General features: G+C 58.3%; 26 protein-coding genes. 19 read left to right on the forward strand and 7 right to left on the reverse strand.

The annotated features are described in order from the left end of the window. The first annotated feature begins 44 nt into the window (after positions 1–44). The 5 genes from ABHR63_RS04715 to ABHR63_RS04735 all read left to right on the forward strand — a co-directional run bounded on the left by ABHR63_RS04715 (position 45) and on the right by ABHR63_RS04735 (position 5,350). On the forward strand, positions 45–1,064 hold the full coding sequence (locus ABHR63_RS04715; RefSeq protein WP_238057570.1) for a Gfo/Idh/MocA family protein: 1,020 nt from the start codon (positions 45–47) through the stop codon (positions 1,062–1,064). A 166-nt stretch (positions 1,065–1,230) separates the two neighbouring features. Next, positions 1,231–2,097, forward strand: coding sequence for a deoxyribonuclease IV (locus ABHR63_RS04720; RefSeq protein ID WP_346965098.1), 867 nt, complete (start codon positions 1,231–1,233; stop codon positions 2,095–2,097). Between the two features lie 147 nt (positions 2,098–2,244). Next, positions 2,245–3,105 (forward strand): ABC transporter substrate-binding protein, encoded by an 861-nt coding sequence (locus tag ABHR63_RS04725; protein ID WP_346965099.1) that lies wholly within the window; start codon positions 2,245–2,247, stop codon positions 3,103–3,105. Positions 3,106–3,223: 118 nt separating this feature from the next. Then, positions 3,224–4,585: an ABC transporter permease subunit gene (locus tag ABHR63_RS04730; protein ID WP_238057569.1), complete on the forward strand. Its 1,362-nt coding sequence runs from the start codon at positions 3,224–3,226 to the stop codon at positions 4,583–4,585. Between the two features lie 12 nt (positions 4,586–4,597). After that, complete coding sequence (locus ABHR63_RS04735; protein ID WP_006234381.1) at positions 4,598–5,350, forward strand: amino acid ABC transporter ATP-binding protein; 753 nt, start codon at positions 4,598–4,600, stop codon at positions 5,348–5,350. A gap of 117 nt (positions 5,351–5,467) precedes the next feature. On the opposite strand, the gene ABHR63_RS04740 is transcribed toward ABHR63_RS04735, so the two are convergent. Together ABHR63_RS04740 and ABHR63_RS04745 are read right to left on the reverse strand one after the other, a co-directional pair. Continuing rightward, on the reverse strand, positions 5,468–5,887 hold the full coding sequence (locus tag ABHR63_RS04740; RefSeq protein WP_006234379.1) for a flavodoxin: 420 nt from the start codon (positions 5,885–5,887) through the stop codon (positions 5,468–5,470). A gap of 46 nt (positions 5,888–5,933) precedes the next feature. Beyond that, positions 5,934–6,638 carry a DUF3793 family protein gene (locus tag ABHR63_RS04745; RefSeq protein WP_175406011.1) on the reverse strand — a complete coding sequence of 235 codons (705 nt, stop codon included), beginning with the start codon at positions 6,636–6,638 and terminating at the stop codon, positions 5,934–5,936. Positions 6,639–6,812: 174 nt separating this feature from the next. Between ABHR63_RS04745 and ABHR63_RS04750 the strand changes: the two genes are divergently transcribed. Beyond that, positions 6,813–7,196, forward strand: coding sequence for a heavy-metal-associated domain-containing protein (locus ABHR63_RS04750; RefSeq protein ID WP_138112100.1), 384 nt, complete (start codon positions 6,813–6,815; stop codon positions 7,194–7,196). Between the two features lie 26 nt (positions 7,197–7,222). Here ABHR63_RS04750 and ABHR63_RS04755 read toward each other — a convergent pair whose 3' ends face one another. Next, entirely contained in the window at positions 7,223–7,648 is a 426-nt protein-coding gene (locus ABHR63_RS04755) for a hypothetical protein (protein ID WP_233540402.1), read from the reverse strand. After that, positions 7,641–9,146, reverse strand: coding sequence for a Y-family DNA polymerase (locus ABHR63_RS04760; RefSeq protein ID WP_128620111.1), 1,506 nt, complete (start codon positions 9,144–9,146; stop codon positions 7,641–7,643). The genes ABHR63_RS04755 and ABHR63_RS04760 overlap by 8 nt, the downstream gene beginning before the upstream one ends. 236 nt (positions 9,147–9,382) lie before the next feature. Here ABHR63_RS04760 and ABHR63_RS04765 point away from each other — a divergent pair, with 236 nt between their 5' ends. Together ABHR63_RS04765 and pgi are read left to right on the forward strand one after the other, a co-directional pair. Further along, positions 9,383–9,907, forward strand: a complete 525-nt coding sequence (locus ABHR63_RS04765; protein WP_229066775.1) for an iron-containing alcohol dehydrogenase — start codon at positions 9,383–9,385, stop codon at positions 9,905–9,907. A 199-nt stretch (positions 9,908–10,106) separates the two neighbouring features. Further along, complete coding sequence (pgi, locus tag ABHR63_RS04770; protein WP_138112106.1) at positions 10,107–11,801, forward strand: glucose-6-phosphate isomerase; 1,695 nt, start codon at positions 10,107–10,109, stop codon at positions 11,799–11,801. 141 nt (positions 11,802–11,942) lie between these two features. Here the strand turns inward: pgi and ABHR63_RS04775 are convergent, their stop codons facing one another. From ABHR63_RS04775 to ABHR63_RS04785, 3 genes are all read right to left on the reverse strand, one after another. Beyond that, the gene (locus tag ABHR63_RS04775; protein WP_138112109.1) at positions 11,943–13,247 is read right to left on the reverse strand and encodes a VirD4-like conjugal transfer protein, CD1115 family; all 1,305 of its coding nucleotides are present in this window, start codon (positions 13,245–13,247) and stop codon (positions 11,943–11,945) included. Next, on the reverse strand, positions 13,240–13,857 hold the full coding sequence (locus tag ABHR63_RS04780; protein ID WP_138112112.1) for an ATP-dependent Clp protease proteolytic subunit: 618 nt from the start codon (positions 13,855–13,857) through the stop codon (positions 13,240–13,242). The genes ABHR63_RS04775 and ABHR63_RS04780 overlap by 8 nt, the downstream gene beginning before the upstream one ends. A 63-nt stretch (positions 13,858–13,920) precedes the next feature. Continuing rightward, on the reverse strand, positions 13,921–14,967 hold the full coding sequence (locus ABHR63_RS04785) for a hypothetical protein (RefSeq protein ID WP_138112116.1): 1,047 nt from the start codon (positions 14,965–14,967) through the stop codon (positions 13,921–13,923). Positions 14,968–15,585: 618 nt separating this feature from the next. On the opposite strand from ABHR63_RS04785, the gene deoC reads away from it, so the two are divergent. The 11 genes from deoC (at position 15,586) to ABHR63_RS04840 (ending at position 26,714) form a co-directional block, all read left to right on the forward strand. After that, complete coding sequence (gene deoC, locus ABHR63_RS04790) at positions 15,586–16,260, forward strand: deoxyribose-phosphate aldolase (RefSeq protein WP_117770143.1); 675 nt, start codon at positions 15,586–15,588, stop codon at positions 16,258–16,260. 149 nt (positions 16,261–16,409) lie between these two features. Then, on the forward strand, positions 16,410–17,252 hold the full coding sequence (locus ABHR63_RS04795; RefSeq protein WP_346965879.1) for a Cof-type HAD-IIB family hydrolase: 843 nt from the start codon (positions 16,410–16,412) through the stop codon (positions 17,250–17,252). A 63-nt stretch (positions 17,253–17,315) separates the two neighbouring features. Beyond that, positions 17,316–17,975 carry an HAD family hydrolase gene (locus tag ABHR63_RS04800; protein ID WP_346965880.1) on the forward strand — a complete coding sequence of 220 codons (660 nt, stop codon included), beginning with the start codon at positions 17,316–17,318 and terminating at the stop codon, positions 17,973–17,975. Positions 17,976–18,124: 149 nt separating this feature from the next. Then, positions 18,125–18,868: a GntR family transcriptional regulator gene (locus ABHR63_RS04805; RefSeq protein WP_006234364.1), complete on the forward strand. Its 744-nt coding sequence runs from the start codon at positions 18,125–18,127 to the stop codon at positions 18,866–18,868. A 218-nt stretch (positions 18,869–19,086) separates the two neighbouring features. After that, a complete protein-coding gene (locus ABHR63_RS04810) occupies positions 19,087–20,550 on the forward strand; it encodes a YfcC family protein (protein WP_006234363.1) in 1,464 nt (487 codons plus the stop codon). A 9-nt stretch (positions 20,551–20,559) separates the two neighbouring features. Then, entirely contained in the window at positions 20,560–22,143 is a 1,584-nt protein-coding gene (locus tag ABHR63_RS04815; protein WP_346965881.1) for an amidohydrolase, read from the forward strand. Between the two features lies 1 nt (position 22,144). Continuing rightward, positions 22,145–22,996 (forward strand): sugar phosphate isomerase/epimerase family protein, encoded by an 852-nt coding sequence (locus ABHR63_RS04820; protein ID WP_346965882.1) that lies wholly within the window; start codon positions 22,145–22,147, stop codon positions 22,994–22,996. Between the two features lie 61 nt (positions 22,997–23,057). Then, positions 23,058–24,026, forward strand: a complete 969-nt coding sequence (locus tag ABHR63_RS04825) for an SIS domain-containing protein (protein WP_022094440.1) — start codon at positions 23,058–23,060, stop codon at positions 24,024–24,026. A gap of 14 nt (positions 24,027–24,040) precedes the next feature. Then, positions 24,041–24,904 (forward strand): PfkB family carbohydrate kinase, encoded by an 864-nt coding sequence (locus tag ABHR63_RS04830; protein ID WP_346965883.1) that lies wholly within the window; start codon positions 24,041–24,043, stop codon positions 24,902–24,904. A 121-nt stretch (positions 24,905–25,025) separates the two neighbouring features. Next, positions 25,026–25,826: a fructoselysine 6-kinase gene (gene frlD, locus ABHR63_RS04835; protein WP_195239143.1), complete on the forward strand. Its 801-nt coding sequence runs from the start codon at positions 25,026–25,028 to the stop codon at positions 25,824–25,826. 27 nt (positions 25,827–25,853) lie between these two features. Further along, positions 25,854–26,714, forward strand: coding sequence for an amidohydrolase family protein (locus tag ABHR63_RS04840; protein ID WP_346965884.1), 861 nt, complete (start codon positions 25,854–25,856; stop codon positions 26,712–26,714). The last annotated feature ends 1 nt before the right edge of the window (position 26,715 follow it).

A 26,715-nucleotide genomic window follows, 5' to 3' on the forward strand; every position in this document is an offset into this window, starting at 1 on the left:
GGCGGTAGCAGGAACTATTTCGCCGCAACTGATGGGAGGCTATCGTGGGTGACCGAGGTTTACGTAATGATTCGCGTGAGGTTCGTTGGGGCATTTTGGGCGCTGGGCACATTTCTCATCGATTTGCATCGTCTCTCAAGAAGGTCGATGGGGCACGGCTGGTGGCTGCGGCCGGCCGCACTCCTGCACATGTCGAGGAATTTTGCCGAGCGTTTTCGATCGATGCTGCGCATGGCCATGTCTCGGTCGACGATAACGGCGATGCGGCTTATGACGCGCTGATTGCCGACCCCGATGTCGACGCAATCTACTTGGCTCTTCCGCATGGCATGCATACGCGTTGGGCCTGTCGCGCGCTGTGCGCCGGAAAGGCCGTGCTGTGCGAAAAGCCGGCCGTTTTGAGTGAGGAAGAGGCTCTCTCGATTGCCTCCACCTCTCGCGAGCGCGGCGTGCTGTTTATGGAGGCGATGAAGAATCGGTTTTGCCCGATGCACACTCGCGTGAAAGACTTGCTTGCGTCGGGTGAGCTTGGCCGTATTGTCTCGATTGAAAGCGTGCAAAAGCTCGATTACGGCGAGTCTCCTTCGGGCTATCTGCTTGATCCGTTGCAGGGCGGCTGTCTATATGACATGGGCTGTTATGCGGTCGGTTGGTTTGAGGATTTGCTCGCGGGCGCGTGCGAGGTTTCGTCCCGTGAAGTTCGCTGGCGTGACGTATCGGGCGGCCGCGTCGATTGGGCCGACGAGATCCGTATGAGCGTCGGCGGTATACCCATTCATATGGTGTGCGACGGCAAAGCAACATATGAAAGCCGCTTAACGATTGCCTGTGAGCGAGGCTCGTTGGAAATCGAGCGTCTCCATCGCCCCGAGCTCGCCCATGTGAAGTATTCCGACGGTCGAACGCTAGAAATAAATGCCCCGTTTGAGATCGATGATTTCTACGGCGAAATCCAGCATGCGACGCGGCTCATTCAGGCGGGGAAACTCGAGAGTCCCGTCATGCCCCTTGCCGCCACGCAGCGCTGTGCACACATCATCGATGCGATTCGTCTAGCCCTCTAGGACTTGGCGCTGACACGTAGGGGATCATGACGCCGGCGCCCGTGGTGCCTGGCGGCCCACATCTCTGATGCCCCTTTTATAACTTGCGGTGGAATACGGTCTGTTTGCGCCAAAATAGGGCACCAATAGACCGTATTTCACCGCAACTGATGAGGGGGAGCTGGAGATGCTGACAATCGGATGCCATCTTTCGACGACGAAGGGCTATCGGGCAATGGGGGAGACGGCGTTGTCCATTGGTGCCAATACCTTTGCGTTCTTTACGCGCAACCCGCGCGGTGGCAAGGCAAAAGACCTTGACATGGATGACGTGGCGGCTCTGCGCGAGCTTATGGCGCAAAACGACTTTGGCCCGCTCGTGGCTCATGCCCCGTATACCTATAACCCCTGCTCAGCCAAAGAGCGGGCGCGTGAGTTTGCCCTGGAGGCCATGGCAGAGGACCTACGGCGCATGGAAGCACTGCCCGGCAACTACTACAATTTTCATCCCGGTGCGCATGTAGGACAGGGGGCAGACGTCGGCATTCAGATGATTGTTGATACGCTGTGCCAGGTGATGTTCGAGGGACAGCAGACGACGGTATTGCTCGAGACCATGGCCGGCAAGGGCACCGAGGTGGGCCGTAGCTTTGAAGAACTGGCGTGCATTATCGAGGGCGTTGCCGCCAAGTGCCCAGAGCTGTCCGATAAGCTGGGCGTTTGTTTGGACACCTGCCATGTGAGCGATGCTGGCTACGACATCATCCATGATCTGGACGGCGTACTCGACGAATTCGACCGCGTGGTGGGTATCGATCGTCTGCATGCCGTACACATCAACGATTCGAAGGACCCTTGTGGCGCCCATAAAGATCGTCACGAGTGCATCGGCAAGGGATACCTTGGCAGCGAGGAATTTGGTGGCGGTATGCAGGTTATGCAGAATATTGTATCGAATGGTCGCTTGCGCGCATTGCCATTCATTTTGGAGACACCGAACGAACTTGCAGGTTATGCGGCTGAAATCAAACTGTTAAGGTCATTGCAGCAGTAATGGCTGCCATAAAGTGGGACGCTCCATTCACGTTATGGGTTTGTTTCAATCAGTTTTCTAATTGCAGATTCTTCCAAGCGGGTGCATAATAACCCTCAGTTTTTGCAGACCTCTGAATCACGTGGGGTCATTGGAAGGAGACTGATTATGAAGCTGAAGAAGCTTGGCGCATTTGCCGCCACGGGTGCTATGGCGCTCGCCCTCGCTCTGACGGGCTGCGGCTCGTCCAACGCCACCTCTGGTTCTAATGCCGGTTCCAGCAGCTCTGACGACGCTAAGGTCGAGAAGGTCGACGGCTCCAAGGAGTACGCGCTCGTCAAGGACGGTACGCTGACCGTCGGCACCTCTGCCGAGTACGCTCCGTTTGAGTACAAGGATGACAACGGCGATTATCAGGGCTTTGACCTTGAACTCATCAAGGCTATCGGCGACAAGCTGGGCCTGGATGTCGAGTATGTCAACAATGACTTTGACACGCTGGTTCCGGGCGTCGCTTCGGGCGCCAAATATGACGTCTCCATCGCGGCTATCACCGACACGCCCGAGCGCGAGAAAGAAGTCACTTTCTCCGATTCCTACTACATGGACGATCAGGCTATCGTGACCAAGGTCGATAACGCCGACATCACGGCCGACAACTGCAGCGAGAAGCTCAACAACGCCGATGCTACCATCATCGTCCAGTCTGGCTCGACCGCCGAGTCCTTTGCCCAGGAGAACTTCCCCAAGGCCAAGATTGTCCCCTACAAGGACGCCACCGAGTGCTTCAGCGCCCTGCAGTCCGATAAGGGCGACGCCGTAGTCACCAACCGCTCCGTTGCCAGCCAGCTGACCGCCGAGCAGTTCAACACCTGCCAGACCATTAAGCAGATTAGCACCGGCGAGGAGTACGCCATCGCCATCAACCAGGGCAACACCAAGCTCAAGGACGACATCAACCAGGCCATCAAGGACCTGACCGACGACGGTACCGTTGACGCCCTCATGGCTAAGTACAACATCAAGTAAAATAGCTACTTGATTGCTCACGGGCCCTTTCCGTTTTGGCGGAGAGGGCCTTTGCGCTTCTCTTGACGGAGAGTATTTCCGTCTCGTTTTGCCGGCAACTTCTACGATAGGAGCCACCTTGTCTCGACTGAACAAAGGGGCCGCGGAGCAGCGTTTTCCACTGCCCGCCTTGCTCCAAAAGCTAGTCTGCGTCATGGCCGTGGCGCTTGCGCTGGTGTGTGTGGGGGCATATGCGCCCACGACCGCCCAGGCGCTTGAGACCGCAAAGATTACCGCCCGACCCAACACCGGTTCGGGCAGCGCTGTGGTCGGCGGTACCGAGACGCGCATTACCTGGGAGGTCCAGGCCGATGCCGACGAGGAGCTGAGCGGTCTTTCTTTGACGTTTGTCGACGGCACGACGTTTGGTACCGATGACACGCGATTGACGATGCTCTCGGGCGAGGACCTCATGGATCGTACGCCCATGAAACCCACGTGCAAGGCTGATGGCCAGACGCTCAAGATTGACTTTGGCGAGACGGCGCCTGCCGGCGGCTTTTTCCGTGTCGAGGTTTACGGCGTGACCTTCCCCGTCGAGGGCGGCGATGAGGCCTTTAGCGGCACCTACACTTTGGCCGATGGCTCGACCAAGAAGATCTCCAAGATTCCGTCGGTGGAGATCAAGGGCGTGACGGCCTTCGATAACTTCCTGGCCGATCTTAAGGAGCAGCCGTGGGTCGAGGCCTGGAACTCCAATATGTTCCTGCGCCTGTTCTTGAACCCGGTCATTTTGGTCCAAAGCCTGCCGATCGTCTTTAAGGGCTTCCTTATGTCGCTTTCGATCGTGCTTGTGGCGTTTCCGCTGGCAATTCCCTTCGGTTTTGCCCTGTCGCTCATGCGCATCTCCAAGTCGCGCATCCTGCGCTGCCTCGCCGGCATCTATGTGAATATCATCCGCGGTACGCCGGCGTTCCTGCAGATCTATATCGCGTTCTTCGGTCTGCCGTTGGCCGGCGTCAAGGTTGATGACTACGTGCTTGGCGTTATCGTCATGGCCATGAACTCGTCTGCGTACCTATGCGAGATCTTCCGTGCCGGTATTCAATCGATCCCCAAGGGCCAAAACGAGGCTGCGCGTTCGCTGGGCATGAACGCGTTCCAGACGCTGCTCTATGTCATGATTCCGCAGACGTTCCGTAATGTTTTGCCTACGCTGACCAGCGAGTTTATCTTGCTTTACAAGGATACGTCGCTGCTTGCCGCCGTGGGTGTGGTCGAGATCGTCATGAACGCCCGTACCATCGTGGCCACGACGGGCTCCATTACACCGTACGTGGTTGCCGCCCTGTTCTATCTGGTCATCACCCTGCCGCTCGCTCGCTTGGTGAGCGGTCTTGAGGCGAGGCTTTTGGGCACGGCCGAGACCAAGAAGAAGCGTCCCGCCAAGAGCGCCGGACAGGTTGTCGCGACGCCCGCCGATCACATCGCCGGTCTGTAAGGAGGTCCTATCATGAGCGAAACCAATAACTCGAACGAGGTCGTCGTCAGCATCAAGAACCTCCAGAAGGCCTTTGGGGACAACGTGGTCCTGCGCGATATCGATCTGGATGTGCACAAGGGTGAGGTCGTTGTGGTCTTGGGCCCCTCAGGCTCGGGCAAGTCGACGATGCTTCGCTGCATCAATCGCCTGGAGCATCCCACGAGCGGCTCGATTGTCGTCGAGGGCGTGGATGTGTGTGCCAAGGGCGTCGACCTCAACAAAGTGCGCACGCACCTGGGCATGGTGTTTCAGCAGTTCAACCTGTTCCCGCACCTGTCGGTCAAAAAGAACGTCATGCTTGCGCAGCAAAAGGTGCTCAAGCGCAGCAAGGAAGAGGCCGAGAAGATCGCCGTCGAGGAGCTGACCAAGGTCGGCCTGGCCGAGCGCATCGACTTTATGCCGAGCCAGCTCTCGGGCGGCCAGCAGCAGCGCGTGGCCATCGCCCGCGCCCTGTCGATGAACCCGCACGTGATGCTCTTTGACGAGGCCACCTCGGCGCTCGACCCTGAGCTCGTGCGCGACGTTCTGGGCGTCATGCGCGACCTGGCGCACGACGGTATGACCATGATCGTCGTGACGCACGAGATGGGCTTTGCCCGCGATGTCGCCGACCGCGTCGTCTTTATGGACGGCGGCGTCATTGTGGAAGAGGGTACGCCGAGCGAGGTCTTCGACCACCCCAAGAGCGAGCGCACCAAGGCGTTCTTGGGCAATATCTCGTAGCCGCTTTATATGACTGACATAGCAGAAAACGGGAGCCGGATGTGATCCGGCTCCCGTTTTTGTTGGGACGCGAATGTGTTTTGTTGCAATGCGCGTTGCGGGCGGAGCTCATTGCCGCTAGGCGAGCTCGGCTCCAAGGGCGCGGCAGGCCGCTTCGCTCTCATCATCGGGGGCGTCGTAGCAGATGACGGAATCGACGACGTTGACGCCCTCCTCGTCGGCGTCCGCCTTCCAGTTGTCCATCCATTCGCCCTCGGCCCACGAATAAGAGCCAAAGAGGACGACCTTCTTGTCGCCGAGGGTCTCCTTGACCTCATCCCACATGGGCTGGAACTCATCATATTCAAGCTCCTCGGAACCCATGGCGGGGCAGCCGAAGGCGATAGCGTCATAGCCAGCGGCCTTGTCTGCGGAGAAGTCGGCGCAGGAGATGACCTCTGCCTCGGCGCCGGCATCGGTTGCACCTTCGGCAACGAGGTTTGCCATGGCCTCGGTGTTGCCCGTGCCGCTCCAGTAGACGACGGCGATCTTGCTCATATGTTTTCCTTTCGGTTGTGCGGCGTGCGGCCGCGTTTTGTATGCTCTATCGGGTTGCCTGGACAAGTTGTCCCAGGGTGCAGCCCTGTTGATAGATGTAGGTAAGGTATTGCGTGCATGCGCGATAGGAATCGAAGGTCGTGAGCGCCTGCTCAACGTTTGTGTATACCTTCCATGCGCCAAAGACCTTATAGTTTTCGCCGTGCTGGACGATAAACTGATGGACATCTTCGTAGGGATAGCCCAAAAAATAGCCAATTTCGTGGGGGAACTCGCATATGCACCCCGTATCGCAGTGCCTATTTCGCGCGAGTGCGCAGACGCTGCCGTCATAGGCGCTTTCTGCGGCATTGCTGCTTGCCAGCGTGATGCGAGCGGCGAGATGCACCAGGGATGCGGGCAGGTTGTGGACATCGTAACCTTCGGCGGCTAGCGCCGTCGTGGCACGGGGGTCGGAGAGGTATCGCATGAGGTCCGCAGGGCGGTACACATAGATGAGCGCTCCGCAGGGGCGCCAGACCAAAACGCTCATATGGATCCCGAGTGGCTGGAGCTCGCAGTTGCATTGGGCTATGACGGCGAGCAGGCGAGAGCGTCGCTCTTCGATATGGGTGGCGCTGGGTTTTCCGTTTTGGTTGGCGTAAACGCCGGGATAGGTAAAGAGCGAAGCCGGCTTGATACCTGCGAGCGTAGGGGAGCAGTTGCGCACGACAGCCGTTTGGTATGTTGGGATGTCAATGGTTCGAGTCACGATGCCCCTTTCGGGTCCTCAGTTGTTAGCCTAGGAAAACTTATACACGAAAGTAAGCCATGGTCAACAAAAAGTTTGAAGAGGGAAACTAATTGACCGAACAGACATGATTTTGGGTTAAGATGGGGACACCCCATGGGGGTATCTAGATAGGGCTACTTGAAAGGGGAACGCATGAGTGACTTGCTCAGCCCTGCGAATCTCATCGTGCTGGCCGTCATTGCCGTCGGCATGTTTTTTGGACTGCGTCGCATTGCCGCTTCGACACACGGGAAGAGTTGTTGCAGCGATGGTGCGAGCGGCAAGAAGGCCAAAAAGGTTGTTGTGGTGGATACCGATGCGTCACACTATCCCTATAGCGATGAGCTGCTCATCGGCGGCATGAGCTGTGACGGCTGCGCTCAGAACGTAGCCAATGCCCTCAATGCACTGGATGGCGTGTGGGCAACGGTGACGTATGCGGACCACACGGCACGCGTGCGCTCTAAGCAGCCGGTGGATCGTGATGTCCTCGAGACGGCCGTGAAAGACGCGGGCTACTACGTCATGACGCTGTAAGCGTCGCTCTGGATGCGCTTCCTTGGCTAGGCTCGTCCGCGCAGTTCGATGTCTTGGATGTCGTCGAAGTCGATGGCGATGTCTCGGAGCTTGAGGAGCTTGAAGGCGGGGAGCGCCTCGTCGAGGATGCCGGTGCGGCTGCGATAGCCGTATGTATCGTAATAGGTGACACGAACCAAGTCGCCACGTTTGAGACCCTCGAGTTTTTTAGAAAGCACGAGGGCTTTTTCTTCCGTGAGCTCACGTTTTGGCTCGACGGTGATTTCCTGCTTGCGCACGAGTTCGTAGTATCCCGTGAGGGCGGCAAAGGGCATAAACTGTGCGGCGCGGTTGGCGCGCACGGCACCGTTGGCAGTGAGGTTGGGGTCGGCGGCGCGGCGTCTGCCCTCGGGGTCCGCCAGGCGCTCGAAGGCGGTCGGCGGGCGCACGGGCTGTTGTTTGGGTTTAGGCACGGTGTCCTCCAACTTGTTCGTTGCGTTCGCGCGCGGTGGCGCCGGCGGTAAAGCTTAATCCCTTGACGAGCGCGTTCTTGCCGTACTTGCCTTTCACGGCCAGGACGGCGCGCGCCAGGTCGCGCTCGCGCTCATCGGCCTCGATATCGCTGAATAGATCGATGGTGGCAAATTCCTCGGGCATGAGGTTGCCAAATCCCAGGTTGATGCGCTTGACCGGTCGTTTGGGATCGACAGTCTGCGCCCAGAGCTCATCGAAATAGCCCATGATCTTCTTAAACGAATTGGTACGCTCGGGCAGCTTTCGCGAGGCGTTAGAGTGCGCAAAGAGTGCGGCATAGCCACCGCGCGGTTTGCCGCCATGCTCTCCCACAAAGATGCCATCGATTGCCTGCGCTTCGCGCACCAGGCGACGCCGTTCGTCATCGCGCTGGACGGGCTTGGGCGCACGGGGCGCGAGCTCGGGGCCGGCGGTTGCGGTGGGTTCGATACTCGATGTGCTCGAGCGCAGGTGCCCGCATCCGTCCACATACTGCGCTGTACCGCTGGCGTCGAGGCGGCGTATGTCGGCGCGTTCGCTCGCGTAGCCCACAAAGAGCGAGATGCTGTCGCAGACCACGTGCTTATCGACCAAGTCTAAAACGGCGTTGTCGACCATCTCGCGCAAGACGGTATAGGCCTGTTCGTAGGCATAACCCTTCGAGAGCACCTGTCCTGTGGTGGTCGAAGTTGCTTGCGGGCGATAGGCTTGGATATCGGCGATGGTTGTCGGCTCGCGCCCGAAGGCATGGTCGATGAGATATTCGGCATTGACGCCGAGCTCGTCGTAAAGCAGGTTTTCGTCGAGCGCCGCGACGCCCATCAGATCGTAGACGCCGTATTTCTCGAGGCGGGCTGCCACGCCGGGACCGATGCCCCAGATATCGGTGATGGGACGATGGGGCCAGATCTCCTTGCGAAAGGTCTCGTCGTCGAGTATGCCGATGCGGCTGGGTACGTGCTTGGCGGTAATGTCGAGCGCTACCTTGGCCTGGAATAGGTTGGGGCCGATGCCGACCGTCGCCGTGATGCCGGTGCGCGCGAGGACCTCGTCGCGCAGCGTGCAGGCGAACCCTTCCGCATCTGTGTGATAGAGGTCCAGATAGGGCGTCACGTCGATAAAGCACTCATCGATGGAGTAGACGTGCACGTCCTGGGGGCTGACGTATTCCAGATAGATACCGTAGATTTTCGCCGACACCTCCATGTAATGCTGCATGCGTGGTACGGCCGTGATGTAGTCGATGCCATCGGGAATTTCGAACAGACGGCAGCGATTGTGTATCCCGAGGTCCTTCATGGCCTGCGTGATGGCAAGGCAGATGGTCGTGCGTCCGCGCGATTCGTCGGCAACGACCAGGTTGGTGGTGAGCGGATCGAGCCCACGGTCGACGCACTCGACGCTGGCATAAAACGTCTTGAGGTCGATGCAGATATAGGTGTGCTGCTCGTGCGCCATCCGAGCCTCCCATCAAACACATGTTCTTATCGAATACCTGTTCGATAATACCCGCTCATCCGGACATCGTCAAAACCTGTCAAAAAGGGACTGGTTTGTTTTGGTAGGTATGGTCGTGCGGTTGGATCGGGTTTTAACGCAGCTCTAAAGAGCGCGAAACAGCTCGGAAAAGCTCGCTTCGTAGCATGAGCCTAACGATCGATACCGCCTATACGCACGGAAGGGTTGTGGGAAAGATGGTCAATTACGGGTTTGGTATGCCGACGCGCCTTGTTGTGGATGGAGACGTGGCTCGCTGGTGCGGACGATTGGTCGCTCACTACGGTGGCACCAAGGCGCTGGTCGTGTTGGGCGGTGACAAGCATACGCGCGATGAGCTTGTCTCGGCGGCACTTGGCTCGCTTGATCGAGCCCTACTCGAGCGTGTGCTTTTCCGCTGCGGCTCGGTTGGGGGCGACGGGGGAGACGAACTGATCGACGAAGCCGTGGCCCTGGCGACCGACGAAGGCGTGGACTTTGTCCTGGCGATCGGCGATGCCGATACTGCTGGCTTTGCACGCGAACTCGCCCGTCGCATGGCGGCGCTCGATGCCGGCGAAGACGGTTTTGTCCCTTATGGATGCATTCTCTCGGAGGGCAAGGCGCCTGCTGTCGTGGGCACCGGTGAGGTTCCCGTTTTTGCCATTATCGCGCCCGAACTGCTGGAGGGCATCGGGTCTCCTCTGCGTGAGTTGCTCGGTAGCATCTGCGCCGCGGCCTAATATTTGCCATAAAAGGACGGGTTATTTTTGGTTGGTAAAGCGTTTGACCTGCCAAAATAAGCCTGTCCCTTTTTAATCGGTTACCGTTTGGGGGCCGATTGGCAACGCTCGCTGATTGTAGTCTTGACCTGCGCTAGAATAGTGGCATCTGAATGTCCGGGCGCATGGAGGCGTGCGCCCGTATGCTGAGGAGGACTCTATGGCAACTGTTGCCGCACCTATCGATGCTACGTCGACTGCCGCTTGGAAGGCACTCGAGGCTCATCAGGAGAAGCTTGAGGCCGATGGTATCGACCTCAAGGCCTGGTTCGCTGCTGACGCCGACCGCGTGAACAAGCTGAGCTTTGACGCCGGTGACCTGCACTTCGATCTTTCGAAGAACCTGGTGACCGATGAGACCGTCAAGCTGCTGTGCGATCTTGCCCGCGAGGTGAAGCTCGAGGAGCGCCGCGACGCCATGTTCTCCGGCGAGCACATCAACACCACCGAGGACCGCGCCGTCCTGCACACCGCGCTGCGCCGCCCGGCAAGCGAGAAGGGCCAGCTCATCGTCGACGGCCAGGACGTCGTCGCCGACGTGCACGAGGTCCTGGACCGCATGTATGCCTTCGCCGAGCGCGTGCGCTCCGGTGAGTGGAAGGGTGTTACCGGCAAAAAGATCGAGCACCTGGTGTCCATCGGCATCGGCGGCTCCGATTTGGGCCCGGTCATGGCTTACGAGGCTCTGCGTCCCTATGCCGACGCCGGTATCGACTGCCGCTACATCTCCAACATCGACCCCAACGACCAGGCCGAGAAGCTCAAGGGCTTGGATCCCGAGACCACGCTCGTGATCATCGTCTCCAAGACCTTCACCACGCTCGAGACCCTCACCAACGCCCGCGAGGTCAAGACCTGGATGCTCGAGCAGCTCAAGGCTCAGGGCGCCATCGACGGCTCCGATGAGCAGAACGCCGAGGCCGTGGCAAAGCACTTCGTCGCCGTTTCCACCGCACTCGAGAAGGTCGAAGCCTTCGGTATCGACCCCGCCAACGCCTTCGGTTTCTGGAACTGGGTTGGCGGCCGCTATTCCGTTGACTCCGCCGTGGGCCTGTCGCTGATCGTCGTGCTCGGCCCCGAGCGCTTCCAGCAGTTCCTCGAGGGCTTCCACGCCATCGACGAGTACTTCTGCAACACCCCGCTCGAGAACAATGCCGTCGCGCTGATGGGCCTGCTCAACGTCTGGTACGTCAACTTCTTCGGTTCCAAGAGCCACGCCGTGCTGCCGTACTGCCAGTACCTGCACCGCTTCCCGGCCTACCTGCAGCAGCTCACCATGGAGTCCAACGGCAAGCATGTCCGTTGGGACGGCAGCGCCGTGACCTCCGACACCGGTGAGATCTTCTGGGGCGAGCCCGGCACCAACGGCCAGCATGCCTTCTACCAGCTGCTGCACCAGGGCACCGTGGTGGTTCCGGCCGATTTCATCGCCTTCGCCAATACCGCCAACCCTGCGACCGATAGCGGCCAGGACGTGCATGAGCTGTTCCTGGGCAACTTCCTGGCCCAGACCAAGGCGCTCGCCTTTGGTAAGACGGCCGACGAGGTCCGCGCCGAGGGCACGCCCGAGCAGATTGTCCCCGCCCGCTGCTTTGAGGGTAACCGTCCGACGACCTCGATCTTCGGCGACACGCTGACCCCGTTCGCGCTCGGCGAGCTCATCGCCCTGTACGAGCACATCACGTTTGTCGAGGGTACGGTCTGGGGCATCGATTCCTACGACCAGTGGGGCGTCGAGTTGGGCAAGCAGCTTGCCAAGCAGATCACCCCTGCCTTCCACGACGATGCCGCCAAGGCCGAGCAGGACGCTTCGACCCAGGCGCTCATCGAGTTCTATCGCGCGCATCGCAAGTAGTCGCTGCTGTTAACGCATCGCGCCTTATAGTCAGGGGCCCGTATCCTATCGGATGCGGGCCCCTTTGCTTTGCCGTGGTCCCGGGGCGCACGGCCTTTGTGGAACATCGCCGGGGCGCCGCGCGCTGCGAGAACCCTGCGCCTAGATCTCGGCCTCCGCATGGCCTCGCTGCGCCTCGGGCAGCTCCCCGTAGAGCGGATGGTCTTCGAGCCTAAAGCGCTCGACCTGTTCGGGAGTGCGACCGCGTACAAAGAGCCACGAGCGATCAATCGGCGTCGCCATGAGCGTGCTGGGCAGCGCGTCAGCGCGGTCGGAAAACACCCGGGCACTCTCGGGATCCTGGAACGCCAGCACCAGATGCGTGTCGCAGTTGCCCATGATGGAGCGTGCGCGTGCCTCGCCATAGAGCGCATCGAGCTGGTTGGTCGACTGCAGCAGCAGCGTTGCCCAGATGTTGCGGCTTCGGATAATCGAGAGCACGTTGTCGATCCTGGGGATCTGCAGATTTGCGAAGTCATCGAGCATAAAGCGCACGGGCACGGGCAGGCTGCCGTCGGGCTGCCTATCGGCTTCGCGAATGAGGCCCATAAACGCCTGCGTAATAAAGAGGCCGGTCAGCGGATCGAGATTGCGGTCAATATCGCTCACGGTTACAAACAGGGCGCAGGGGGTGTGTCCCATGGAAGCGAAGTCCACCTGATGGCACTCACGATAGAGCTGTGCCGCACCGTCGAATCCCAGACACATGACCTTTTCGGCAAGGATGCCGACGATGCTCGCGTGCATGCGCTCGGCATTTTGCGTAATGGCGTAGCGCCGCCATAGCGAGAGGGCATAGCTTTGGGGGTCGGTCGTGATCAGATCGTCAAACAATCGGGCCGTGGCACCGTCCTGCAGGTGCTCGATCAGCTTGATGACCGAGCTGATCGTCTGCTCGTCGGCGGGTAGCTGTTCGGTGACGTAGGCAATAAGACACGACAGCAGGTTTGCCGCCGCATGATCCCAAAAAGGCTGGTTGTTGTCCTCGATGGGGCAGATGGCCTTTGCCACCGAGAGGATGTCCTGCTGGTTGGGCCTGCCGTCCGCCTTGCGGCGAATGTGCCTCAGGGGGTTGTAGCCGCAGCGCTCGATGCCGAGCGCAAGGGCCGGGACGGTGTTGAGGTCGGCGAAGTTGAGGCATTGCACGCGGTAGCCGTGGGCTGCCAGCGCGGGTCCCACTTCGCGACAGAGCGTGCCTTTGGTGTCGAGCACGATGTAGCTTGCGTTCATTTGCAGCAGGTTGGGCTTGAGGACGTTTCGGGTCTTGCCGGCTCCCGAGGGGCCGATCACAAGTGCGTTGTTGTTGAGTCCCGTTTGGCGGGTGTCGCAGGAAAGCGTTCGATCCTTGGCGAGGATGGTGGACGATGCGGACTCAGATGCGGCGAGGCGGCTGGCGAGGTTAGACATGGGCGACCTCCTTGGTGGTCGAGAGGATTTCGTGGGCAAAGCCGAGCTCGACGGCGCGCTCGGCCGAAAGGTAGGTGTCTTTTGCAGTGAGGGACTGGATGCGCTTGGGCGTGAGGCCGCTGCGGTCCGAGAGGATTTGCGTGAGGGTCTTGCGGGTCTGCATGAGACGCCGGCTGGTTTCCTGCAGCGCAAGTGCCGAGCCGCCTGCCCCCTGGGGGATCAGCGGGTCGTGAATCATGAGCTCTGCATGGGGCGCCATACGGCGATCGTCACCGCCCATAAAGATCACGGCGCCCATGGACGCGGCGAATTCCAGGCAGACGGTGCGGATGGGGCACGATGCGAGGCGCATGGCGTCATAGATCGCAAGACCCGATCGCACGCTTCCGCCGGCGCTGGCGACAAATATGGTGATGGGGCGGCTGGGGTCGGTGGCATCGAGCAGGCGGATCTGCTGGCATAGGTCGTGGGCCATCGGGGTTTCGATGTTTCCCATGACGGAGAGCTCGCGACGGGCGAGCATCTCATCGTAAATCCTGGTGAGCGTGATACCTCGGGCGGATTCACGCATGGTGAGGGGGCTGATGATGGGGGAATGATTGGTGTCCATGAGGACTCCTTTCTGTTGGCTGTGTTGTGGAATAGGATTGTTGCCCGTGGAGGGGCTGGCGGGCTACAGGGTTCGTCCGAGCCTGAGATCGAGCTCGGTTGTGGGGCAGGCTGCCTGTTCGTGCGGCTCGCAAGCGCCAAGGGCTCCAAAGCGATGGAGCGTTGCGGTGGGCGTGGTGTAGGCGAGCCGCAGCTGATGATCGACAGGGGCACATCCGTCATTTTTGTAATGAGCCGCGTAGTACTGCGCGATGCTGACGTTCATCTCACTGCCATTGCGATGGCGCTCAAACTGGCGTCTGCAGGTCTCGATGATCTTTGCTACCGACTTGGGTGCCGTCGCGGGAACAAGGGCGAGATAGCCCTCAAATAGCTCGTTGATGCTCAGGAGGCACAGCAGATCGATCAGCGTCCTTATGGCTGCTCCCTCGGCGGAAAAGTGCGCGGTCATGCGGTTATATCGGTTGCGGTCGACGATGGCCGCATGGGGTCTTGGAGTTTTCTGCCCCGTGGTCCCGGGCTTTTGCCGCGCCTGTGTATTGAGCTCGACGTTGCAGCGCTTGAGGCCGTCCAACGGAAGGAACAGTGCGGTGCGCAGGGTGTCCCGCTTGCTTTCGAGTTCATGACGCTCGTCGGGTTCCCATTCGAGCTTGAGTTTCGTGTCGAGCGCCGTAAGCATATGGGCTAGGCAGCCTACGGTAAGAACGTACGAATCGTTGTCGCGTTTTGGGGCATAGGGGTCTGTCAGCTTGCGAATGTCGGGGTCGCCCATGATCTTTGTGCAGCGCTTCAGCAGTTGAGGGTGGTCGGCCAAGATCGTCGCGAGCGGTAGCGACGCGTAGTTCTTTATGGTCGCGGCGGCAAAGGCGGCGTCATATTCGTTTGCATATGCTCGCTCAATGCGGGCATCCAGAATGCTTTTCTTATCGCCGTCTTCAGCGTGGTGGTTTGTCATAGCTTCTCCAATCGGTTGATGTTCGTGCTGTTTGTTGATGTGTTGGTTGTCGTGAGTGATGTGCTTGCCGTGGGTGATGTGCTGACGTTGGGGTGCTATGCGGTTTTCAATGAGCCCGTGAGGCAGTTGCTGCAGGGGCGGGATGGAACGGCCCATGCAAGGCGGAAGGCATCGTGCTCAAAATCGAGACAGCAATGCCCTGGGTGCCTCACATGTGGCAGTTACCTCATTAAGTTGTCATTGCGTTTGGGGTTGTACTTTGCCGATCTTCCTTCTCTTACACGCTGAAAACTGAAACTTCATATGCTCGATCTACTTAAAACCGCAACGGCGGTCTTTTATCAACTTATATGTCGGAACGTGTCTTTGCAAGTACTTTTTTGCGTTTGTTTCAAATGGGGTGGTTTTGCAACCGTCACGCGCCACGCTATGCGAACGTGCCCCGGCTCGGATAAGATGGTGCGATCGAGTTCTACCGCGCTCACTGCAAGTAGTCTTTGTTGCTGAGATAGGTCACGGCCGAAAGGGGCCCGTATCCCAACAGATACGGGCCCCTTGCTATTTAAATGGGCATGAGGGTGTATTGAGGGGGGATGTCTTGCTGTCGGCATCCGCGTGCGGTGCCATTCGCTGTCCGTAAATTATACGTTTACGGCTAATTTCATACCACTTGTCGGAATGCGGACGCTGTCCTTGCATGCCGGGCGTACATTGAACGTGGTTTTTCGCGTGAAGCCACGAATCGGTTGTCAGTCCTGAACAAGGAGGCCCAGCATGACGCTTGCCAAACCCATCAACAAATACATCGACTATATCGATGCCCCCGAGGACACGTTTGAGCAATATGTCGAGAAGGCGTTAAAGTACAACTTTCGCTGCGTATTTGCGAACCTGCAGGAGTACGAGACGGGCCGCGCCATGCTCGAGGACTCTGACATCATCCTTGCCGGCGCTATCGACTTTCCCCAGGGCACTATGGCGCTCGAGGAGAAGCTTGCGAGGTTTGAGGAATACGCTGCGTGTGGCTTTACCGAGATTGACTACGTTTTGAATCAGAGGTCGATCGAGAACCGCGATTTTGATGCCATCGAGCGCGAGATGACTACCATTGCTGATTTTTGTCGCGCGCATGGCATCACTGACAAGGTAATCGTCGAGATGTGCAAGCTGGACGGCGACGACGCCGCCAAGCGCCGTGTATGCGAGATCGCGCTGGAGGCCAAGCCGGGATTCCTTAAGACATCGACCGGCAGAAGCTTTGGCGGTGCTAAGCTCGAGGACGTGCGGCTGATGCACGAGGTGCTCGGCGATGCCGTGGCAATCAAGGCGGCGGGCGGTATCCATAATTACGAAGAGGCCTGCGCATTCATCGAGGCCGGCGCCAGCGCGTTAGGTGCATCGGCGGGCATCGCGATCGTCGAGGGCGCACCGACGGATGAGCGTCGCTAGCAGACGTATTTGACCTGAGCGATAAAGCTTCACGACCACACGCTGTTCATGTTCGAGACAATATGACATTTTTCCCGTTGCAAACGGAGTCGCGGTGGCTGTTCTGTATGATGACTCAGACAAGGTTATTCAATGACAGGGAGGCATATATGGCAATCAAAGCCATCGCGATGGATATTGACGGTACGCTCACCAACGACCAGAAAGTGATTAGCCCGCGCACGCGCGAAAAGCTGCTCGCGGCGCAGGAGTCGGGCATTAAGCTCATTTTGGCTTCGGGCCGTCCCGCATGGGGACTACATGCTCTGGCGCAGGAGCTCGACCTTCAAAACCATGACGGTCTGCTGGTTGCCTTTAATGGCGCGCATGTGGTCGACGCTCAGACCGATGAGGTCCTTTTTGACCAGGCCATGCCGGCTGACGAGCTGCACCGTCTGATTGATCACCTGCAAAACTATGATGTGATCCCCATGATCTCGCTCGGGCGTGACCTGCATGTAGAGGACTCGTATCGCTGCATGATTACACTGCCGGACGGCTCGCAGAAGAATATCGTCAAATACGAGCGCGATGCCTGCGACCTTAAGATTCGCGAAGTCGAGAGCCTTCATGAGGTGGCGGATGCTTATCCCGTGGACAAGCTGCTGACGGCGGGCGATCCGGCCTACCTGCAGGCGCATCACGAGGAGATGTACGCGCCCTTTACCCAGACGCTTTCGGGTATGTTTACGGCCGACTGGTACTTTGAGTACACGGCGCCCGGTATTGACAAGGCCCGCGCGCTCGAGGGTGCCCTGCCCAAGCTCGGCATCGATGCCAGCGAGGTCGTCTCGTTTGGCGACGGCCAGAACGACAAGTCTATGATTGAGTGGGCCGGCACCGGTGTTGCCATGGGAAACGCCATCGATGAGGTTAAGGCCGTGGCCCAGATGGTGACCGCCAATAATAACGAAGACGGCATTGCGGTGGCGCTGGATAAGCTGCTGGGTTAGAATCGCCGATAGTGCATGGCTCGGGCGTCCGCTTGCGGGCGCCCTTTTGTTAGGGAGGGTGCCGTGTCCGCATTTCCGTTCGACGCCGTTATCTTTGACATGGACGGCGTCATTGTCGATACCGAGTATTACTACCTGGGCGAGACTGCCGCGTTTGCCAAGGAGCTTGGGCTTAACCTGACTCAAGAGGAGTTGAACGGGCAGGTTGGTACCTCGCATCAGTTCTTCCTGCGTATGCTGGTCGATTGGTTTGAGCGCGCCGGTAGGGGGCATTTCACTGGCGAGGAAGCGTTGGCCCGTTGGGACGAGTGGGCGCATAAGCGTCCGCGCGACTATCAGGCTTTGATTAACCCAGGCGCCGTGGATACGATTCGAGAGCTGCCGCGCCGTGGCGTTCGCGTGGCGCTTGCCAGCTCGTCTCCCATGGATAGCATCGAGGAAGTGCTCAATGCGTGCGGGCTGGCGGATGCCTTTGAGTATGTGGTGAGCGGCGAGCAGTTTAAGGAGAGCAAGCCCGAGCCCGACATCTACCTGCATGCGCTGGACCTGCTGGGGCTGCCCGCGAATCGCTGCTGCTGCGTTGAGGATTCGGTGCCTGGCATCACTGCCGGCAAGCGAGCCGGCCTGACAGTTATTGCCAAGCGCGAGGAGCGCTTTGGCTTTAGCCAGGATGCCGCGGACAAGATTATCGACCAGCTGCCGGAGCTGCTCACGCTTTCTTAGGAGCGCGGTAGTTGCGCGTTTTTCGGGTCAGATGAGTAAATACCCGACATTTTGGTGCGGCAGCAAGCATACTTTATGCTATGCGGGCTTAAGGGCTTGTTGAATGCCCTTAAGCCCGCTTTTGACTTAATTGGGCTGGGAGAGGGTATATGCCACCGACTGAAGGACTAACTGACGGTAAAGCAGCGATACCGCTGTACCAACAGGTTATCGATATCATTAAAAACGAAATCAATTCCGGTGCCTACAAGGCGGGCGCGCGGATACCCAACGAATTCGAATTGGCTGAGAACTATAAAGTTGGCCGCGTTACCGTGCGACGCGCTATTGAGGAGCTCGTCCAGCAGGGCTATCTAACGAAGCGGCAGGGGAAAGGCACGTTTGTCAACGCCCCCAAGCTTAAGCGCAAGATTCGCCAGAAGGATGACGTCCAGAGTTTTTCGGACGCATGCCGCGTTAACGGAATGGAGCCGGGGGCGTGCGTCATTTCGAGAAAGATACTGCCGGCGGATTCTACCGAAGCGCAGTTCTTTGGTGTTCCCGTTGGAACTGATTTGATTTGCGTTGAGCGTGTACGTACTGCCGATGGCGTCCCCGTCATGCTCGAGAACAACATATACGTTTACGAGGACAACGCCTATCTATCAACGGCACCTCTATCTAACCAATCCATTTTTGAGTTCGTGCGCAACCGGACGGGCCGCACGCCCGCGTTTACCGACCCGTGCACGCTCGAGATCGCGTGCGCGTCGCCCGAGGTCGCTCGACTGTTGGCAGTTCCCGTTGGCGAACCCTTGTTTTATATGGAAGCCTTCTTTTTCGATGAGCAGCGGCGGCCGTTTATCATCGGTCGTCAGCGGATCGTTGGGTCTCGCTACGTTTTTGACATCTAGGACATTGCGAATGGAAGCGCCCGGTGGATCATCTCACCGGGCGTTTCCATACCGTTCACGGCGCAAACGCAACCGTTCAACCGCGTTGCGGCAATCAGTTTGAAATTATCTTGATGAAGGAAAAAGCTGCTGGTAATCTATGGGACGTCATAGAACGTTTGCATTGTGCAAACGTTGAAGCGAGATGCGATGCAGTCTCGAGCTCTTTGGAGGTATCTATGTCAGATACGAAGGCGAAGAAGACAAACAGACGTTTTAAGTTCAAATTACCGCATGTCTATACGATCATGTTCTTGCTGATCGTTGTCTTTGCGGTCCTGACTTGGATCGTTCCCTCTGGTCAGTATCAGCGCAAGACGATTTCGACAGCGGCGGGCGAGCGTGAAGTCGCCGTTGCTGGAACCTATGAACAGGTCGATAAGAACTACACCGATTCCGAGACCGGCGAGACCATCAATCTGGGCCAGGATATCTTCGCGGTCCTGCAAGCGCCCACCAAGGGCATCCAGGAGGCTGCCGACGTCGTTGCGTTCGTCTTATTGATTGGCGGATCGTTCGCAATCATCACCAAGACCAACGCTTTGAATGCCGGCATGAGTCGTGTGATTAAAAAGCTCAAGAACAAGGACATCCTCATCATTCCCATCACGATGACGTTGCTGTCCATTTGCGGCACTACGTTTGGTATGTCTGAGGAAGCCCTGCCGTTCTATGCCATCTTCATTCCCATCATGATGGGTATCGGTTATGACTCGATGACGGCATTCATCATCTGCTTCCTTGGTCCTAACCTGGGATATTGTGCTTCGACCATCGACCCGTTTAATGTTTTGATCGCCCAAGGCATCATTGGCATCGAGGGCAATCCGCAACTGTGGCTGCGCGCCGTTTCTTGGGTTATCTTCACTGCCGTCGGTATCGCATGGGCCATGCGCTACGCCATGCGCGTCAAGAAAAACCCCGAGTCGTCCATTGTGTACGAGGACGATAAGCTCAAGCGTATTGAGTTTTCCGTGACCGATGCCTCCATCGAGGAAGAGTTCACTATCCGTCAGAAGCTCGTGCTTATCGATTTTGCTTGCGGTATGGGCATTATCGTCTGGGGTCTTGTTACCCAGGGCTGGTACATGAATGAGATTTCCGCCGTGTTCCTTGGCATGGGCTTGCTTGCCGGTATCCTGGGCGGCCTTGACCAGCAGACGATCGCAGAGGAGTTCGTTAAGGGTCTCGCCGACTTTGCGTACGCTGCCATCGTTATCGGTATCGCTCGCGGTATTCTGGTCATCGCCGAGGGCGGCATGATCATCGACACCATCCTCCAGGCGCTCGCTACCGCGCTTGCCGGTGCACCCGCCGCCGTCTACACCACGTTTATGTATATCGTCCTTGGCCTGCTCTCTTTGCTGGTTCCCTCGAGTTCTGGCCTGGCGGCGCTCACCATGCCCGTTATGGGCCCCCTGACCGAGCTCATGGGCCTCAATCCCGAGGCGGCCGTCACCGCGCTCCAGTTTGCCAACCAGACCATCAACACCATCAGCCCCGTGGCGGGCATGACGGTCGCCGGTCTTGCCGTGGCTAGGATTTCGTTTGGCCAATGGTGGAAGACCATTTGGAAGTTCTTCATTTTCATGGTCGTCTTTGGCCTGATCGTAACGGCAATCTCTGGCATGCTTCCGGTGTAGGTGGTTGTGATGTCTGATCGTTTGACGGTCCTGACGTCTAAGAGCGTCTTTACCGGTACGGGGGACCTGCCGTTTGAAGGTTTCGTAGCGGTCCGTGGCAATCGAATTGAGGCTGTTGGCACCAAGTGTGAGGTAGCTTCGTATTTGACCCAGGCGGACGAGGTAGTTGACCTGGGCGACCGCACCGTCATGCCTGGCCTGATCGATGTACATACCTTCTATACAGGCTGGGCGCTGCGGACGTTGGGGTCTGATCTGTCCGGCATCGCTGATGCCAAAGAGGCCGTGTCGCTCTTGCGTGCATGGAAAGAAGATCATCCGGATTGCGCGGCGGCTTTTGGCCACAACCTACCCGAAACGTTGGCATCGGATGCCGAGAACGCAAATACAGCAGCTGTGTTTGACGATTGTTTTGGCGATATCCCCGTCGTCTGCTTTACATCGGGTGCGGAGACCTGCGTTCTCAATGCTGCCGCCAGTGCGCGATACGGCTTTACACCCCAGGCGTGCTATGCCGAGAAGATCTGGCGCATGATGAGCGATTTCCTCGCGCTGCCCGAGGTGCGTGCCGGGTATTCGGACTACATGAGCATGCTTAACGAGCGCGGCGTTACCGCCATCAAGGAAATGGCGTTTGATGACTACTACGGCTTTGCCGACGAAATGGCTCGCCGTGAGGAATCTGGTGAGCTGACGGTTCGCGTCTCTATGATGTCGCAGCCGGTGGGCGCCGGTGCAAATCTGGCATATGCCCGCGAGGCGCGAGAGCGCTTCCGGGGACCGTTCGTTCGTTTTTCTGGCTTCAACCGTATGACCGATCGCGGCGTATGGGCGGGGCTTGCCGAGATGATAGACCCCTATGAGGACTCGGCCGATGCGGGCGCTGCCGGCAAGACGGTCGTCGAGGAGCCAGAGTGGGATCTGATTGAGAACGAGCTGCGTGCAATTGATGCTGACGGCTTCCGATATTCCTTGCATTGCCAGGGCGATGGCGCCGTTCGTCGCACCGTGGCGCTCTATGCCTCGCTGCCTCGAGACGAGCATGGACGGATGCTTCGCCGCCATGCGATTACCGATCTCGAGAACTCTGACCCGACCGATCTTGTCGAGTTTGGCAAGTTAGGTGGAATTTGCGAGGTCTATCCGCAGATTCTGACGCTGGACCGGCGCGAGGATTGCCTGTCGATGATGCGTCGACAAATTGGCGAGACGCGACTTTTGCACAGCTGGAATCGCCGCGGCATGGAAGATTCCGGATGCACAGTGTGCTGCGGCACGGATCTGCCGCTGCTTATTCCGAGCCTGGGCGAGTCAATCTACAGCGCGTGCGGCGGACTCTTCGCCGACGGACTGCCCGTGAATGAGGTCAACACGCTGACGCTTGTCGAGCTCTTGCGCGCTTGGACTGCCGGGGGCGCGTACGACCTGATGCGCGAAGACGAGCTGGGTACGCTCGAGGTTGGCAAGCTTGCCGATATTTGCGTGCTCGATCGGGATGTGTTCGACCTCGATTATCGCGACGCACGCGATCTTGCGGTTGACATGACGATGTCGGACGGACAAATCGTGTTCGATCGAAATAAGGAGGCATAAGATGTCTGAATCCAAACCGACGCTGCACCGCGAACAGATTGCGGGCATGAATATCCACTACATCATGTGGTCGCTCGATTACTTCCTTGATGTGCAGCAGCGTTTGGGCTTTGAGTCCATTGAGCTGTGGTGTGCGGAGCCGCATGTGACGCTCGACCACACGGGCTACTTTGAAGCTGAGGTCCTGGCGAAAAAGGCTGCAGACCGTGGGCTTAGGTATCGTACTCTGTGTCCCGAGAATGTTGTCTATCCTTGGCAGTACTGCGCACGCAAACCGCTGCATGAACAGCGCAGCTTGGCGTACTTTAAGCACGGCATTGAGCTTGCCGAGGTACTTGGGTGCGACCGCATGTCCATCAACTCGGGCTGGGGCGACTGGGACGAGGACCGCGAGGAAGCCTGGAAGCGCAGCCGCGAGCACTTGTCCATTCTGGCGGAGCATGCCGGCGAGCACGGTCTGGTGCTTACGATGGAAAGCCTGCGTCCCGAGGAGAGCAACCTTGTGACGACGGTTTCCGATGCGAAGCGCATGATTGACGAGGTCGCGAGCCCGTACTTACAGCCCATGGTTGATACAACCGCGATGGGCGTTGCAGGCGAGACGCTCGAGGACTGGTTTGCCGCCTTTGGTGATGGGGCAATTCACGAGATGCACTTTATCGACGGTGACCCGTATGGCCATCTGGTGTGGGGCGATGGCAAGCACGATATGGACGCCTTCGTCGCCACGCTCAACGCCCATGGTTTCGACGGCATGCTGGGCCAGGAAATCACGGACGGTCGTTACTACGATGATCCGGCGGCGGCAGATGCCAAGAACATGGCCGCATTCGAGAAATATCTGATTGACTAAAACAACTATCGGCCACGCAGCCAACGTCATTGATTGCGGCCAAACAAGAAAGGAACTGGATATGAACGCACACGATCTGATCAAAGAGGCAATTGCCGAGAAGGGCAAGTTCGACAGCGTCTACTGGATTGCTTGCGGTGGCTCCATGATCGATTTGATCCCGGCTCATGAGCTTCTGCAGCGCGAGGCAACCACCTTCACTTCGTATATCTATACGGCTCGCGAGTTCGATATCATGCGTCCGCGTCGTCTGGGCGAGAAGTCCCTGGTCATCGCTTGTAGCCACAGTGGCAACACCCCCGAGGTCGTCGAGGGCTGCGAGATTGCCCTTGCTGCCGGCGCTACGGTGATCGCCCAGACCGACAACGCTGGATCCAAGATTGACTCCGGCAAGTGGACCACGTGGGTCTACCCGTGGGGCGAGGGCGTGCCGCAGGCCGAGGTCCCCGCTGGCATTTCGCTGTCGCTTGCGGCCGAGCTGCTCGATCAGCAGGAGGGCTACGCCGATCTTGCCGATATGTATGCCGGTATCGCCGAGATGGATAAGATTCTTCCCCCGGCACGCGAGAAGGTAAATGCCGAGCTGGGCGATCGTTTTGCCAAGCTTTGCCAGGAGCACGAGTTCTTCTACATTCTGGGCAGCGGTCCCAACTTTAGCCAGACCTACGGTTTCGCTATCTGCTCTCTTATGGAGATGCAGTGGCAGCACTGCAGCTACATCCACTCTGCCGAGTACTTCCATGGCCCCTTCGAGGCTACTCAGGATGGCGTTTTTTACTTCCTGCAGATGGGCTCCAGCGAGTGCCGTGCCATGGACGAGCGCGCCCTGGCGTTCCTTAAGACGCATACCGATACGCTGATGGTGCTCGATGCCAAGGAGTACGGTATGGAAGCCGTGCCGGCGAGCGTCCGTGCCTATCTGGACCCGGTGCTGTTCTACGCCATGAACTGCGAGCTGCGTGCTGCACGCGGCAAGGTGTTTGATCACGATCCCGATTTCCGTCGCTATATGGGTGTTGTCGAGTACTAGAAGGGACAAAGGCCATGGCATTTAACGTTAACGCGCTCGGATTTGGCGACAACGTCGTCGATCGCTACGAGCATATCCACACCATGTATCCCGGCGGCAATGCGGTGAACTTCGCTGTTTATGCTAAGAAATGCGGTGCCGCACGCTCCGCATACATGGGCATTTTTGGCAATGACGCCGCTGCCGAGCATGTCATTGCAAGCCTCGAGGATGAAGGTATCGAGCTTGACAAGTGCGAGCAGATGATTGGCGAGAACGGAGCGGCTCGCGTGACCGTCGTCGACGGTGACCGTGTCTTCCTCGGCTCCAACGAGGGCGGTATCCGTGGCGATGCGCGCTATGTCCTCAATCGCTTTGACCTTGCGTACATGAAGCAGTTCGATGTGGTTCATTCGGGCAACTATTGCTTTACCGAGCGCGAGCTGCCCAAGTTGAAGGCTGCGGGCGTCACGGTCTCTTTTGACTTTTCGGACGACTCCACCGACGAGTACTACGAGCAGATTGCGCCCTACGTCGATTTCGCTTTCTTTAGTGCGGCGGATGCTGCGAGTGAGGACGAGATTCGCGAGCGTCTGGCATGGGTGAAGGGCCTGGGTCCGCGTTTTGTGTCGGCTACGGCGGGCGCCGAGGGCTGCATTGCTTACGACGGCGAGCGTTATTACCGCCAGCTGGCTAAACCGGTAACGGACATGAAGGACACCATGGGGGCGGGCGACTCGTTCCTCACCTCGTTTTTGATGTGCTATCTCGATTCCGCCAAGCGTGGTGAGGATGGCGCCGAGGCCATCGAGCGCGCGCTCGACTTTGCTGCCGGGTTTGCCTCGACCGTGTGCGGCATGGAAGGTTCTTGGGGCCACGGAGCACCAATCGTCGAATAGCTTAAGAAAGCGTACGGCGGTCTGGCTATGAGGCCTTGGACAGCCGATGCAAAACAATAAGCGAAACGCGAAAAGGGGGCTCGCCATGTGGCGGGTCCCCTTTTGAACATTGGAGAAGACCATGGGTATTAAAGCGTGTGCGGCTGGTTTTTGCTGCGCGGACGTCTATCAAAACATCGGCGTGTTCTATCCGACTGGTAATGGCATTGACTGGGGTATCCATCTTGCACGAATGGGCGTTTCGGTATCCGCCGTGTCGGTTGTCGGCAAGGACGAGTACGGAGACAAGATGAGAGAGGCGCTGGCCGCTGAGGGGTTCGATATCTCACATCTGCGGGTGGAAGATGGCGACACCTCGGTGATGCTCATGGCATTGAAAGACGGCGTCGATCGCGTGCATCTCGAGGCAATCGATGGCGTAATGGAGACATATCGACCGAATGAAGACGACCGGGCGTTTATCCTAGAGCATGACATCATTCATACCGACCTGTTTGGCAATTGTTTGGACCTCCTGCCCGAATGGCATGATGCGGGCAAGACGGTGGTTATGGACTTCTCGGTGTTCAGCCAGGATCCCGAATATGCATGCGAGGCTCATTTTCCTTACGTAGACTATGCGTTCATGTCGTTTGAAGAGGACACTCCGGAGCTGCGGGACTGGGTACGCCACGTGCAGGAATTGGGACCGCGCGTTGCGGTTGCCACGCTTGGCGAGAAGGGGAGCATTGCCTATGACGGTGAGCGCTTCTATGAGTGCGGGATCGTACCGGCGGAGAAGGTCGTTAATACCGTGGGTGCCGGCGACTCGTATATTGCCGGGTTTACCAAGGGCGTGATCGATGGCCTTGATATTCCGGCGTGTATGAAGGCGGGCGCTGAGCTGTCGTCCCGAGTGATTGGTTCGTTTGAGCCGTACTAGGGTCAAATGCCTGGAAAGGAGTACGAAATGGTTATCGACATGTTGGTCCATCCTATGCTCTACGGCGAGATCTGTACGCCGGGTGATGAGCCTGATGGATTCGGTTTTTGGTCACGAGAATTTGGTATGGGGCATATGGGCCCCATGGATTGGGATGAGCTTCAAGTCGAGATGGACGTCTGTGACGTGCAGAAGAGCGTGCTCATGCCGCTCGATGTAACCACGGCATGCGGAGGGCACTTTGGCACCAATGACCAGATTGCCATGCTGGTTGCCGCGCATCCCGATCGTCTGTGGGGATTTGCGAGCGTAGACCCGCAGGTGAGCGGTGCCGCAGACGAACTGGAGCGCGCCTTTACCGAGTTGGGGGCAAAGGGGCTTTGCCTGCATCCTGCAAAGCAGGGTTTTGCCCCCGATGATGCTGTGGCCGAGCCGCTTTACGAACTGTGCGAGCGCTATAACAAGCCGGTGGTTTTCCATGCCGGTATGTCTTGGGAGCCTGGCGCAGAGCTCTCGCGCAGTAACCCGCTTGCATTTGAGCACACAATCGCAACGCATCCAAATGTGCGCTTTAGTTTGACCCACTTTGGCTGGCCCTGGGTGCGCGAGACCGTGGCGATGCTGCTCAAGTATCCCAACTGCTACACGGACACCTCTATCACTTACATCGATTCGCCCGAGGAGATGATGCAGCGTCTTTTCACGGTCGATATGGGGCCGCTGTGGTATGAGCGCGCGCTATCGCATCAAGTGATGTTCGCCAGCAATACGCCGCGTTTCCGTGCATTCAAACTCAAGCGGGCGCTCGATACCGTGTCCATGCGCGATGATGCGCGAGAAAGGCTCTACTGGGGTAATGCCCTGCGTTTTCTTGAAGGGGATGAGTGAA

Origin of the sequence: Collinsella aerofaciens (assembly GCF_039752775.1) — a bacterium.
In the GTDB taxonomy this organism is placed as follows: domain Bacteria; phylum Actinomycetota; class Coriobacteriia; order Coriobacteriales; family Coriobacteriaceae; genus Collinsella; species Collinsella aerofaciens_R.